Here is a 12,218-nt window from a genome sequence, read left to right on the forward strand (position 1 = left end):
TTCTTTACTGATTCACCCTGACGTCAGGGTTTATATCGATAATATACAGAGGTGAGTATGAAAAAAGTGGTTCTAATGGCGCTGGCTCTCGGCCTTTCACTACCCGCGATGGCGAGTGAAAAAGTCATTGATATGTACAAATCTGAAAACTGTGGCTGTTGTTCCCTGTGGGGCAAAGCGATGGAAAAAGACGGGTTCGAAGTACGAACTCACGTCATGAATGATCAGGCGCTGTCAGCCCAGAAAGAAAAGCATGCTATTCCTGCAGGACTACGAAGTTGTCATACCGCGGTTGCCGGTAATTTGATCATTGAAGGCCATGTGCCTGCGACAACGATACATAAGGCAATGCAGTCTGGTTCGGGTATATACGGTCTCGCCACCCCCGGTATGCCAGCAGGAAGTCCTGGAATGGAGATGGGAGCCCGAAAAGAGGCTTACGATGTTATCGCATTCTCACCGGATGGAAGTAAAAAAGTCTTCCAGCGAATCGAATAGTCAGCGGAACGGCTGATAACGGGACGCCGGTAGCAGGCACTCCTGTGCCGGCGATATTCGTGGTAATCGCATCCATGACATACCCTGAAGACAGAAAATGCTTCAGATATGCATAAGGAGAGTTACAGTGAAAAATAACAATGCAGTGCAACACAACAACCAGACTGCTTCTGAGCAGACATTATCCCCGGACGAGGGCCACGTATTGCATAAGGTGAGAGATCCCGTGTGCGGGATGGCCATCCTGCCCGACAGGGCGCACAGCAGCATTCGATACCAGGACCATCAACTTTATTTCTGCTCCGCCAGCTGTGAGAGTAAATTTAAAGCCCATCCCGATCGTTATCTTACCGAAGATGCCAGTGAACATTCCCATCACCATCACCACGATCATCACGAAGTCAGCCCTGATCAGATAAAACAGCCTCACCACCAGGCGGAAAAAGAGAATTCTGAAGGTGTGTGGACATGTCCGATGCACCCGGAGATACGCCGCAGTGGTCCCGGAAGCTGTCCTGTCTGTGGAATGGCACTGGAGCCGCTCGTAGCTACGGCATCCACGGGGCCGAGTGATGAACTTCACGACATGACAAGACGCTTCTGGCTGGGGTTGTTGCTGGCGTTTCCGGTTCTGGTACTCGAAATGGGATCTCATCTGTTTCCCGACTTGAGGAATACAGTACCGCCACAGTACAACACATGGCTGCAGTTGCTTCTGGCCTCCCCTGTCGTGTTGTGGTGTGGCTGGCCATTCTTCGCCCGGGCCGGAATGTCGTTACGTAACCGCTCCCTGAATATGTTTACCCTTGTTGCAATGGGGACCGGCGTAGCCTGGGTTTACAGCGTCATTGCAACCGTCTTCCCCTCCTGGTTTCCTGCATCGTTCAGAAACATGGATGGCCTGGTGGCCGTTTATTTTGAAGCCGCAGCAGTTATTACGGTGCTTGTTCTGCTGGGACAGGTTCTTGAGCTGCGGGCACGGGAACAAACCTCAGGCGCCATTACTGCGCTTCTGAACCTTGCCCCCAAAACCGCCAGACGGCTGGATCATGACGGTCATGAAACGGATATTAATGCGGAAGATGTCCTGCCTGGCGATAAGCTCCGCATCAGACCTGGAGAGAGTATTCCGGTCGACGGTATCGTGATCGAAGGCAAAACAACCGTTGATGAATCGATGGTGACCGGGGAGTCTATGCCGATTACCAAAACGAAGGATGACCCTGTCATTGGGGGGACGATTAATCAGACAGGGAGTCTTATCATCCGTGCAGAGAAAGTCGGTGATGAAACGATGCTCTCACGAATTGTTCAGATGGTCGCTGATGCACAGCGTTCGCGTGCCCCCATCCAGAGAATGGCTGACAGCGTTTCAGGCTGGTTTGTTCCTCTGGTGATACTTATCGCGGTTGTTGCTTTCGTGATCTGGTCTGTCTGGGGGCCCGAGCCCAGGATGGCGCACGGTCTGATTGCGGCTGTGTCGGTCCTGATTATTGCCTGCCCCTGCGCACTGGGGCTGGCCACACCGATGTCGATAATGGTGGGGGTAGGCAAAGGAGCCCAGGCCGGGGTGTTAATCAGGAATGCCGAAGCCCTTGAGCGTCTTGAAAAAGTGGACACGCTGGTTGTCGACAAAACAGGCACGCTCACGGAAGGTTCGCCTACGGTGACAGGGATTATCAGTCTCAATCCGGGTGGGGAAGCATCTCTTTTACGTGTAGCGGCCGCAGTGGAAAAAGGCTCGCAGCATCCGCTGGGTATGGCTGTAGTCCGGGCAGCCCAGCACAGGGGGATCATGATACCCGCAGTCAGTGATTTCAATGCTCCGTCGGGGAAAGGTGTTTCAGGCGATGTTGAAGGTCAACGGGTTGTTATTGGTAATGAACTGGCTATGCAGGAAAACAGTATCGTTATTGATAATCAAAAGGCCGTTGCGGATAAGTTGCGGATGGAAGGCGCTACCGTTATCTATGTGGCCACAGATGGGTACCTTGCAGGCCTGATAGCTATCTCGGATCCCGTGAAAGCAACCACGCCGGATGCGCTTAAAGCTTTGCGTCAGGCGGGGATCCGCATTGTTATGCTCACCGGGGATAACCAGCTTACTGCTGAAGCAGTCGCACGGAAACTGGGAATAGATGAGGTTGAAGCCGGGATTCTGCCGGATGGCAAAAAAGCAGTGATAACCCGACTGAAAGCGTCTGGCCATGTGGTTGCGATGGCCGGAGACGGTGTGAATGATGCCCCGGCGCTGGCAGCGGCTGACGTGGGAATAGCCATGGGAACGGGTACAGATGTGGCAATTGAAAGTGCCGGAGTCACCCTTCTCAAAGGCGACTTGATGATACTGAACAGGGCCCGTCATCTGTCAGAGATCACCATGAAAAATATCCGTCAGAATCTGTTTTTTGCATTTATCTACAACGCACTTGGCGTGCCTGTGGCTGCAGGTCTGCTTTATCCTGTGTATGGAATACTGCTGTCGCCAGTTATTGCGGCGGCGGCCATGGCTCTTTCCTCCGTCAGCGTCATTGTGAATGCGTTGCGTCTGAAAAGTGTCAGGCTCGGGAAATAACACTGAGTGAAGGGTCAGTTACGAACAGAAGGAGTCCAGTATGAAAAGTACCACCTATGCGCTTATTGCTGTCGCCGCGATCGCGGCATTTGCCCTCCTGCGCGAACACTGGTCACATGTGGCAGGTTACTGGCCATATCTGTTATTGCTGGTCTGCCCGCTAATGCATCTTTTCCACGGCCACGGAGGGCATGGAGATCATCAACATCACGGAAGTGAAAACGATAAAAAAAATTAATCCGGCAGACGGGGCCGCGTCGCGGTCCCGTTATCAGTCCAGGTATCGTTCGTAGTCTCTGGCATGCGCAAAGGCATGCTGTTCGAGTTTGTTATCAGCGGGTGCCGCTGCCCGGAACGCCAGAGAGTTAACAGGGTTGTTATTGATGACCAGCTCGTAATGCAGATGAGGACCGGATGAACGTCCGCTGTTACCGGATAACGCAATAGCACCTCCCCGTGTAACCCTGGCCCCTTTAGTAACGAGTATTTTATTGAGGTGGAGATAGCGAGTTTTAACACCGGCTTTTCCCGTTACTTCAACAAAATATCCCATGGTACTGTTGTATTCGGCCCGGGTGATTTTTCCGTCGATGACGCTGACTATTTTCGTGTTCATGGGCATGGAATAATCAATGCCATTATGGGGACTCACTTTTCCCGATACCGGGTTAAGTCTTGCAGGATTGAAAGGCGAACTGAGTCTTGCTGTGGCCGGTAACGGATAATCGAGACTGCCTTTCCCGGAAGTATCGGAAAGGTTATAGAACTTTTTATCTGATATACGATACGCCGTGTAATTAAATGAACCGGACGTAAATTTATAGGCCACGACACGTGATTTTCCCGCTTTCTTTTGCAGTACGAGTTTTAATGATTCATTTTTTTTCAAATGCCGCAGATTAAACCGGGAAGGCAAGGAGCGCTGAAGAGTAGCGATCTCGTTCGATTCCAGCCCCGAGCGGGTGGCTGAAAGGTAGGCATTTTCTTTTACGACATCGGTAGAATACATTTACTGGAATTCGCCGTTAGCATGAACACTGCGGCGTATGCTAGGGGTTTTCAGGAGGCGTGTCATCTGTCAGTTAATCGGGAGCACCGTTGATGGTCGTCATTTTTGTAACATATCTTGTTTCCCGTTTGCTCCTGAAGCTCTGGGAACTGTATGACCAGCCCGACGGTGATGATTAACGGGACTGAAACAGGTTACGGCAGAGCAATATGGGGCTCATGTCCTGCTACGTAACCCGTCAGTAAAGCCCTGCTGCGCACCTGACGCTAAGCACTAACCCGCCTGCAGTTACCTGGTCGAATACAGCCCGCGAAGCTTTCTTGCCTGCGTCTGATGTGCTTCCGCACCGGCATTATTGACCTGCTCATGCACGAGAGCGGCTTTTTCTCCGGCATTCAGTTCGTTAAAAGAAGAAGACGAGGTCTTTGAATTTGCGTCACTGCCGGACAGCATTTTTTTATGTTCCTCAATCATTTTCTGATGCGCATAGGACGCGCTGTTGTTCATAAATGAATGAGCAACAATGGCCCTTTCATGTTCATTCATTTCAGAGAATGAGGGCGTGTTGTTTTTATTAACCCTGTCCGGTAAGTTTTCATGCGTCGAGGAATTCACATGACTGACGGCTGAGGCATTATTAACAAATCGATGTGCTTCATGGGCAATATCACTGGACTGAGCAAAAGCTGCCCCACAAAATAAAGCTGTAAACGCAGTGGTCGTGATTAATATATTCATGTGTAATTACCTTCTGAGGTACATAAAAGATGTCCTTATGATCATATATAAAAATAATCAACCTGTGGGGAAGATGACGTAAATGTAATACAGCTATGTACATTACACGATTGTAATGAATTTGTTTCTTAAGGTGTGCTAGATTCATTTTATTGTAAGTGGATGAACCAGTAATTTAATTTAAATCGGTTCTCGAATTCTGTCAGTAACCATACTTTAAATAAGGGAATACGCATGCTGTTGAAAACGTCTCGACGAACTTTCCTGAAGGGGTTAACCCTCTCTGGCGTAGCCGGAAGTCTTGGCGTATGGAGTTTCAATGCGCGTTCCAGTCTGAGCCTGCCAGTTGCCGCATCCCTGCAGGGTACTCAGTTTGACCTGACCATTGGTGAAACGGCCGTCAATATCACGGGCAGTGAGCGTCAGGCCAAAACAATCAATGGAGGCCTGCCGGGGCCCGTTCTTCGCTGGAAAGAAGGTGACACCATTACCCTGAAGGTCAAAAACCGTCTTAATGAACAGACGTCCATTCACTGGCACGGCATTATTCTTCCGGCCAATATGGATGGTGTTCCGGGGCTGAGTTTTATGGGCATAGAGCCTGATGATACCTACGTTTACACCTTTAAGGTTAAGCAGAACGGGACTTACTGGTACCACAGCCATTCCGGTCTGCAGGAACAGGAGGGGGTATACGGTGCCATTATCATCGATGCCGGGGAGCCAGAACCGTTTACTTACGATCGTGAGCATGTGGTCATGTTGTCTGACTGGACCGATGAAAATCCTCACAGCCTGCTGAAAAAATTAAAAAAACAGTCGGATTACTACAATTTCAATAAACCAACCGTTGGCTCTTTTTTCCGCGACGTGAATACCAGGGGGCTGTCAGCCACCATTGCCGATCGGAAAATGTGGGCTGAAATGAAAATGAATCCGACTGACCTCGCGGATGTCAGTGGCTACACCTACACCTATCTCATGAACGGGCAGGCCCCGCTGAAAAACTGGACCGGACTGTTCCGTCCCGGTGAAAAGATACGCTTACGGTTTATCAACGGCTCGGCAATGACCTATTTCGATATCCGTATCCCCGGGCTGAAAATGACGGTCGTGGCTGCAGATGGCCAGTATGTAAACCCGGTTACCGTTGACGAATTCAGGATTGCCGTTGCCGAAACCTATGATGTCATTGTGGAGCCTCAGGGTGAGGCCTATACCATCTTCGCACAATCCATGGACAGGACCGGTTACGCTCGAGGGACACTGGCCACGAGAGAGGGGTTAAGTGCTGCCGTTCCCCCCCTCGATCCCCGTCCTCTGTTGACCATGGAAGATATGGGTATGGGGGGAATGGGACATGATATGGCAGGAATGGACCACAGCCAGATGGGAGGCATGGATAACAGCGGAGAGATGATGTCTATGGACGGTGCTGACCTTCCGGATAGCGGGACATCCTCCGCGCCCATGGATCACAGCAGCATGGCCGGTATGGATCATTCCCGGATGGCCGGAATGCCGGGTATGCAAAGTCATCCTGCGTCAGAAACGGATAACCCACTGGTTGATATGCAGGCGATGAGCGTCTCTCCGAAATTAAATGATCCGGGTATTGGTCTTCGAAATAACGGAAGAAAGGTTCTCACGTACGCGGATTTGAAAAGCCGCTTTGAGGATCCTGACGGACGTGAACCTGGCCGTACCATAGAACTGCATTTAACCGGCCACATGGAAAAGTTTGCCTGGTCATTTAACGGAATCAAGTTTTCAGATGCCGCACCGGTGCTGCTGAAATACGGTGAGCGGCTCAGGATCACGCTGATCAACGATACCATGATGACTCACCCCATTCACCTGCATGGTATGTGGAGCGATCTGGAAGATGAAAACGGTAATTTCATGGTTCGTAAACACACAATAGATGTTCCCCCTGGTACAAAACGCAGTTACAGAGTGACAGCAGATGCGCTTGGCCGCTGGGCGTATCACTGCCATTTGCTCTATCACATGGAAATGGGAATGTTTCGTGAAGTCCGGGTGGAGGAATGATGCGAATGAAGAGAAATTTGAAGGCCATACCTGTTCTGGTCGCCGGTTTGTTTACCTCACAGCTTTCTATTGCGGCGGGCTCCGTCTCTGCAGATCCCCACGCCGGGCACGACATGTCTGCCATGCAGATGCCAGCAGATGAGAATTTCACTGAGATGACGTCAATGGAGCCCATTGTAACTGAGAGCAGAACGCCAATTCCGCCTGTTACCGATGCCGACCGGAAGGCTGCATTCGGCAATTTACAGGGGCATGCGATTCACGACAGTGCGATTAATTATCTGGTTCTGCTGGATCAACTGGAATGGCAACGGTCGGATAACACCAACAATTTCAGCTGGAGTGTTAACAGCTGGATTGGAGGCGACACAGATCGGATTTGGCTAAAGAGTGAAGGTGAACGAAGCAATGGGGAAACGGAGGCGGCTGAAGCGCAGTTACTCTGGGGACATGCGGTTGGCCCATGGTGGGATTTGGTTGCGGGTGTCAGGCAGGATTTCAGACCTGCTTCTGCCCGGACCTGGGCTGCTGTCGGTTTTCAGGGGCTGGCACTCTATAATTTTGAGTCTGAAATTACGGGTTTTGTCAGTAATGGCGGAAAAGCAGCCCTTCGTCTGGGAGGAGAATACGACGTTTTACTGACTAACCGGCTCATACTCCAGCCATCCTATGAGGTGAATTTCTACAGTCAGGATGATGAATCGCGGGGTCGCGGCAGGGGACTGACTGACACAGAGCTGGGGCTCCGGCTGCGCTATGAAATACGCCGTGAGTTTGCACCCTATATAGGCGTTTCCTGGAATCAACTTTACGGGAAAACATCCGATATGGCGAAAAGAGAAGGTGAGAAAGACCATCAGGTAGTATTCCTGGCGGGAGCCAGAATCTGGTTTTAACGCACTGATATAAAACACTCAACTAAACAGGTAAATAAAATGTCGATTTTAAATAAAGCCATTCTTACAGGTGGCCTCGTTATGGGCGTTGCTTTCTCTGCTATGGCCCATCCGGAATTAAAAAGCTCTGTGCCACAGGCTGATTCAGCCGTAGCGGCCCCGGAAAAGATTCAGCTTAATTTCTCGGAAAATCTGACCGTGAAATTCTCAGGTGCAAAATTAACGATGACGGGTATGAAAGGCATGTCATCACATTCTCCGATGCCGGTCGCGGCAAAAGTGGCGCCAGGCGCTGACCCTAAATCGATGGTCATTATTCCGCGAGAGCCTTTACCCGCTGGCACTTATCGTGTTGACTGGCGCGCGGTTTCTTCAGATACGCACCTTATTACCGGTAATTACACCTTTACAGTGAAGTAATATTATGAACGACCTGATTATGATTGTTATTCGTTTTCTTCTTTATCTGGATTTGATGGTAATATTTGGATTGCCATTTTTTCAGATATATGGAATAAGCGGTGTCAGACATGAAACCTATAACCTGACTAATTTCAGGTCGTTTATAACTTTTGCTGTTGTTACAGGCATCATTCTTACTGGCATTAATATGCTCCTGGTATCTAATGCCATGAGTGGAGTAACTGACCTCAGAGAATTATCCATCCATGTTATCGAGATGGTGATAGAAGAAACTGATGTGGGTATTAGCTGGATTGTCAGGCTCTGTGCCCTGTTTACCACACTCGGTGCTTTGTTCCTTTACACTAATAAGAGAGTATTGTCCTGCCTGCTGATGACGATGAGTGGGGGCGTGGCGCTGGCTACACTTGCCTGGGGAGGACACGCCGTTATGCATGACGGTCTGCATTACTATCTCCATTTACTGAGCGATCTGACCCATCTCGGCGCTGCAGGTGCCTGGACAGGTGCTCTGGTTGCATTTGCTATCCTGCTGATGCGCAGAAACGAGCATAATGCACAGAGCGTCATTGTGATATCTGACTCCCTGGCAAAATTTGCCACGGCAGGAACGGTGATTGTTGTAGCCCTGATCCTGAGTGCGCTGGTCAACTATCTGTATATTGCTGAGGGTAACTTAACTCCCTTATTCAACAGTTCCTGGGGGAGGATATTGCTTGCCAAGACGGCTCTGTTTGTTCTGATGCTTCTTCTGGCTGCAGCAAACCGGTTTCACCTGGGTCCCCGGCTTGAAGTTATGGTCAGGGAAGGGAATTATGATCGCAGCGTTGCCCTGATGCGAAACAGCATCCTGACAGAATTCGTTGTTGCGATTATCATTCTGGGCGCCGTAGCGTGGCTCGGAATGCTTGCTCCGTCTCAGGTCAGCTAGGGGACAGCCAAAGCTCATGCGTGAGATTTTTACTTTCATATCAGCGAGTTGACCATGCAGCGTATTTTAATCGTTGAAGACGAACAAAAAACAGGTCGTTACCTGCAGCAGGGACTGGTTGAGGAAGGCTATCAGGCCGATCTCTTTAATAATGGCCGCGATGGTCTCGGGGCCGCGTCGAAGGGACAGTATGATTTGATAATACTGGACGTGATGCTGCCTTTCCTCGACGGGTGGCAAATCATCAGCGCACTGAGGGAGTCCGGGCACGAAGAACCGGTCCTGTTTTTAACCGCAAAGGACAACGTGCGGGACAAAGTGAAAGGACTGGAGCTTGGCGCAGATGACTACCTGATTAAGCCCTTTGATTTTACGGAGCTGGTTGCACGTGTAAGAACCCTACTGCGCCGGGCACGCTCGCAGGCCGCAACAGTCTGCACCATCGCCGATATGACCGTTGATATGGTGCGCCGGACCGTGATCCGTTCGGGGAAGAAGATCCATCTCACCGGTAAAGAATACGTTCTGCTTGAGTTGCTGCTGCAACGCACCGGAGAAGTGTTACCCAGGAGTCTTATCTCGTCCCTGGTCTGGAACATGAATTTTGACAGTGATACGAATGTGATTGATGTCGCCGTGAGACGTCTGAGAAGTAAAATTGATGATGACTTTGAGCCAAAACTGATCCATACCGTTCGCGGTGCCGGATATGTCCTGGAGATCAGAGAAGAGTGAGGTTCAAAATTTCCCTGACCACACGCCTGAGCCTGATTTTTTCTGCGGTGATGCTTACGGTATGGTGGTTATCAAGTTTTATCCTGATTAGCACCCTTAATGGCTATTTCGATAATCAGGACCGCGATTTTCTGACAGGTAAACTTCAGCTCACCGAAGAGTTTCTTAAAACAGAGACGTTCAGGAACAAAACGGATATTAAGTCATTATCAGAAAAAATAAACGATGCGATGGTGGGGCACAATGGCTTATTCATTTCTATAAAAAACATGGAAAATGAAAAAATTGTTGAACTCTATGCCAAAAATTCTGTTGTTCCAGCGGTCCTGCTTAATAAGTCGGGTGATATTCTCGACTATATGATCCAGACGGAAGAAAATAACACCGTGTACCGCAGTATCTCGCGGCGGGTTGCCGTGACGCCGGAACAGGGTAAAAGCAAACATGTCATCATTACGGTTGCCACGGATACTGGGTATCACACCCTGTTTATGGACAAACTCAGTACCTGGCTGTTCTGGTTCAATATCGGTCTGGTCTTTATTTCTGTTTTTCTGGGCTGGCTGACCACACGTATTGGTCTGAAACCGCTACGGGAAATGACCAGTCTGGCTTCCTCCATGACCGTACACAGCCTGGATCAGCGTCTAAATCCCGATCTGGCTCCGCCGGAAATCTCTGAGACCATGCAGGAGTTCAATAATATGTTTGATCGCCTGGAGGGGGCATTCCGGAAACTGTCAGATTTCTCGTCTGACATCGCGCATGAGCTGCGCACACCAGTCAGTAATCTGATGATGCAGACGCAGTTTGCACTGGCTAAGGAAAGGGATGTTTCGCATTACCGCGAAATTTTATTCGCTAACCTGGAAGAACTGAAAAGGTTGTCACGAATGACCAGTGACATGCTTTTTCTGGCACGTTCAGAGCATGGTCTGCTGCGGCTGGATAAACATGATGTGGATCTGGCAGCCGAACTGAATGAATTACGTGAGTTGTTCGAGCCCCTGGCAGACGAAACAGGAAAGACAATCACGGTTGAAGGAGAGGGCGTTGTTGCCGGAGACAGCGATATGCTCCGACGTGCTTTCAGTAACCTGCTTTCCAATGCAATCAAGTATTCTCCCGATAACACCTGTACAGCGATACACCTTGAGCGTGACAGTGACTGTGTGAACGTGATGATTACGAATACGATGTCCGGCCAGGTTCCCGCTAATCTGGAACGTTTGTTTGACCGGTTCTATCGCGCAGACTCATCAAGGTTCTACAACACGGAAGGCGCGGGGCTGGGATTATCAATTACAAGGTCGATCATTCATGCTCACGGCGGCGAGCTGTCAGCAGAACAGCAGGGGCGTGAAATTGTGTTCAAAGTGCGCCTGTTAATGGATTAATCCCGTTGTTCAGGAGAAACCTGGAAGGTGACAAAATTGTCATCATTCAGTCACGCGATAAACAGAGGCGGTTTTTTATAATTATTCATAAATCAGGAGCAGCGTGATAACACAATCACCTGGTTCCTGGAGTGATGATTAACCCGCCCTGAGATCAACTGCTTTCTCTGTTATAAGCCATTGATTGTTTGGGTATGTAAACACCGGAGACCCAACCATGAAAAAGATTCTCGTATCATTTGTTGCCATTATGGCTGCCGCTTCATCTGCCATGGCTGCAGAGACAATGAACATGCATGACCAGGTAAATAATGCACAGGCACCTGCCCACCAGATGCAGTCATCTGCTGAAAAAAGTGCAATTCAGGGAGACAGCATGACAATGATGGATATGAGCAGTCACGATCAGGCCGCAATGTCCCATGACATGATGCAAAACAGCAATTCTGCTGCCCACCAGGACATGGCTGAAATGCATAAAAAAATGATGAAAGCTAAACCCGGAGCTACCAACGAAACAGCAAAGTCATTTTCTGAAATGAGCGAGCATGAGAAGGCCGCAGCTGTACATGAGAAGGCGAATAATGGTCAGTCTTCCGTTGTTCACCAGCAGCAGGCTGATAAGCATCGCAGTCAGATCACCCAGAATTAACCCGCAGCTCCACTTGTTAGACCCTCATTTGACGCCGAAGTCACTGGCTTACGCTCCCGTCCGGGAGCGTTTTTTTTCCCATATATCAAACTTTAACTCTGAAGAGGTGGAAGTATCTGACCAACACTGTCACGTAACGCCAGATAACTACAAAAACACCTTTTTCCTCCTGTAAATTGCAGTTCCTGCAAGAACATCAAGGCATAATGTTGGAACAGCGTGTGATACACACTTAGCATCATGTTTTGTATGTGTTTTTTTAAAACTTTACAACTTTAAAGTCTTTTTCAGGTTAAAGGATACAACTTTAAT

General features: G+C 49.5%; 12 protein-coding genes. 10 read left to right on the plus strand and 2 right to left on the minus strand.

Going from position 1 to position 12,218, the window contains the following annotated elements; all coding sequences use genetic code 11:
- The first annotated feature begins 57 nt into the window (after window positions 1-57).
- The 3 genes from AABJ99_RS01345 to AABJ99_RS01355 all read left to right on the plus strand — a co-directional run bounded on the left by AABJ99_RS01345 (window position 58) and on the right by AABJ99_RS01355 (window position 3,311).
- Window positions 58-498: a DUF411 domain-containing protein gene (locus tag AABJ99_RS01345; protein ID WP_000758229.1), complete on the plus strand. Its 441-nt coding sequence runs from the start codon at window positions 58-60 to the stop codon at window positions 496-498.
- Between the two features lie 97 nt (window positions 499-595).
- Entirely contained in the window at window positions 596-3,073 is a 2,478-nt protein-coding gene (silP, locus tag AABJ99_RS01350) for an Ag(+)-translocating P-type ATPase SilP (protein WP_338387480.1), read from the plus strand.
- Window positions 3,074-3,113: 40 nt separating this feature from the next.
- Window positions 3,114-3,311: a DUF2933 domain-containing protein gene (locus AABJ99_RS01355; RefSeq protein WP_000843494.1), complete on the plus strand. Its 198-nt coding sequence runs from the start codon at window positions 3,114-3,116 to the stop codon at window positions 3,309-3,311.
- A 33-nt stretch (window positions 3,312-3,344) separates the two neighbouring features.
- Here AABJ99_RS01355 and AABJ99_RS01360 read toward each other — a convergent pair whose 3' ends face one another.
- Both AABJ99_RS01360 and AABJ99_RS01365 read right to left on the minus strand, forming a co-directional pair.
- Entirely contained in the window at window positions 3,345-4,082 is a 738-nt protein-coding gene (locus AABJ99_RS01360) for a peptidoglycan DD-metalloendopeptidase family protein (protein WP_000287501.1), read from the minus strand.
- A gap of 288 nt (window positions 4,083-4,370) precedes the next feature.
- Entirely contained in the window at window positions 4,371-4,820 is a 450-nt protein-coding gene (locus tag AABJ99_RS01365; protein ID WP_001023257.1) for a copper resistance protein, read from the minus strand.
- Window positions 4,821-5,054: 234 nt separating this feature from the next.
- Between AABJ99_RS01365 and pcoA the strand changes: the two genes are divergently transcribed.
- The 7 genes from pcoA (at window position 5,055) to pcoE (ending at window position 11,906) form a co-directional block, all read left to right on the plus strand.
- On the plus strand, window positions 5,055-6,872 hold the full coding sequence (gene pcoA, locus AABJ99_RS01370; protein WP_000925240.1) for a multicopper oxidase PcoA: 1,818 nt from the start codon (window positions 5,055-5,057) through the stop codon (window positions 6,870-6,872).
- Between the two features lie 5 nt (window positions 6,873-6,877).
- Window positions 6,878-7,768 (plus strand): copper resistance outer membrane transporter PcoB, encoded by an 891-nt coding sequence (gene pcoB, locus AABJ99_RS01375; RefSeq protein ID WP_001378118.1) that lies wholly within the window; start codon window positions 6,878-6,880, stop codon window positions 7,766-7,768.
- A gap of 39 nt (window positions 7,769-7,807) precedes the next feature.
- Window positions 7,808-8,188 (plus strand): copper resistance system metallochaperone PcoC, encoded by a 381-nt coding sequence (pcoC, locus tag AABJ99_RS01380; RefSeq protein ID WP_020219105.1) that lies wholly within the window; start codon window positions 7,808-7,810, stop codon window positions 8,186-8,188.
- A 55-nt stretch (window positions 8,189-8,243) separates the two neighbouring features.
- A complete protein-coding gene (pcoD, locus tag AABJ99_RS01385) occupies window positions 8,244-9,122 on the plus strand; it encodes a copper resistance inner membrane protein PcoD (RefSeq protein ID WP_229692861.1) in 879 nt (292 codons plus the stop codon).
- A gap of 54 nt (window positions 9,123-9,176) precedes the next feature.
- Window positions 9,177-9,857, plus strand: a complete 681-nt coding sequence (gene pcoR / locus AABJ99_RS01390) for a copper response regulator transcription factor PcoR (protein ID WP_001188930.1) — start codon at window positions 9,177-9,179, stop codon at window positions 9,855-9,857.
- The gene (gene pcoS, locus AABJ99_RS01395; protein ID WP_001211180.1) at window positions 9,854-11,254 is read left to right on the plus strand and encodes a copper resistance membrane spanning protein PcoS; all 1,401 of its coding nucleotides are present in this window, start codon (window positions 9,854-9,856) and stop codon (window positions 11,252-11,254) included. Before pcoR ends, pcoS begins: the two co-directional genes overlap by 4 nt.
- Window positions 11,255-11,471: 217 nt before the next feature.
- Window positions 11,472-11,906: a copper resistance system metallochaperone PcoE gene (pcoE, locus tag AABJ99_RS01400; RefSeq protein WP_000723069.1), complete on the plus strand. Its 435-nt coding sequence runs from the start codon at window positions 11,472-11,474 to the stop codon at window positions 11,904-11,906.
- Window positions 11,907-12,218: the final 312 nt, after the last annotated feature.

The organism is Escherichia coli, from assembly GCF_036503815.1.
GTDB lineage: Bacteria > Pseudomonadota > Gammaproteobacteria > Enterobacterales > Enterobacteriaceae > Escherichia > Escherichia coli_F.

Excerpts from the sequence above, each read along its gene's own strand:
- AABJ99_RS01345 (WP_000758229.1), top strand. The coding sequence starts at position 58 with ATGAAAAAAGTGGTTCTAATGGCGCTGGCTCTCGGCCTTTCACTACCC.
- silP (WP_338387480.1), top strand. The coding sequence starts at position 596 with ATGCTTCAGATATGCATAAGGAGAGTTACAGTGAAAAATAACAATGCA.
- AABJ99_RS01355 (WP_000843494.1), top strand. The coding sequence starts at position 3,114 with ATGAAAAGTACCACCTATGCGCTTATTGCTGTCGCCGCGATCGCGGCA.
- AABJ99_RS01360 (WP_000287501.1), bottom strand. The coding sequence starts at position 4,082 with ATGTATTCTACCGATGTCGTAAAAGAAAATGCCTACCTTTCAGCCACC.
- AABJ99_RS01365 (WP_001023257.1), bottom strand. The coding sequence starts at position 4,820 with ATGAATATATTAATCACGACCACTGCGTTTACAGCTTTATTTTGTGGG.
- pcoA (WP_000925240.1), top strand. The coding sequence starts at position 5,055 with ATGCTGTTGAAAACGTCTCGACGAACTTTCCTGAAGGGGTTAACCCTC.
- pcoB (WP_001378118.1), top strand. The coding sequence starts at position 6,878 with ATGAAGAGAAATTTGAAGGCCATACCTGTTCTGGTCGCCGGTTTGTTT.
- pcoC (WP_020219105.1), top strand. The coding sequence starts at position 7,808 with ATGTCGATTTTAAATAAAGCCATTCTTACAGGTGGCCTCGTTATGGGC.
- pcoD (WP_229692861.1), top strand. The coding sequence starts at position 8,244 with ATGGTAATATTTGGATTGCCATTTTTTCAGATATATGGAATAAGCGGT.
- pcoR (WP_001188930.1), top strand. The coding sequence starts at position 9,177 with ATGCAGCGTATTTTAATCGTTGAAGACGAACAAAAAACAGGTCGTTAC.
- pcoE (WP_000723069.1), top strand. The coding sequence starts at position 11,472 with ATGAAAAAGATTCTCGTATCATTTGTTGCCATTATGGCTGCCGCTTCA.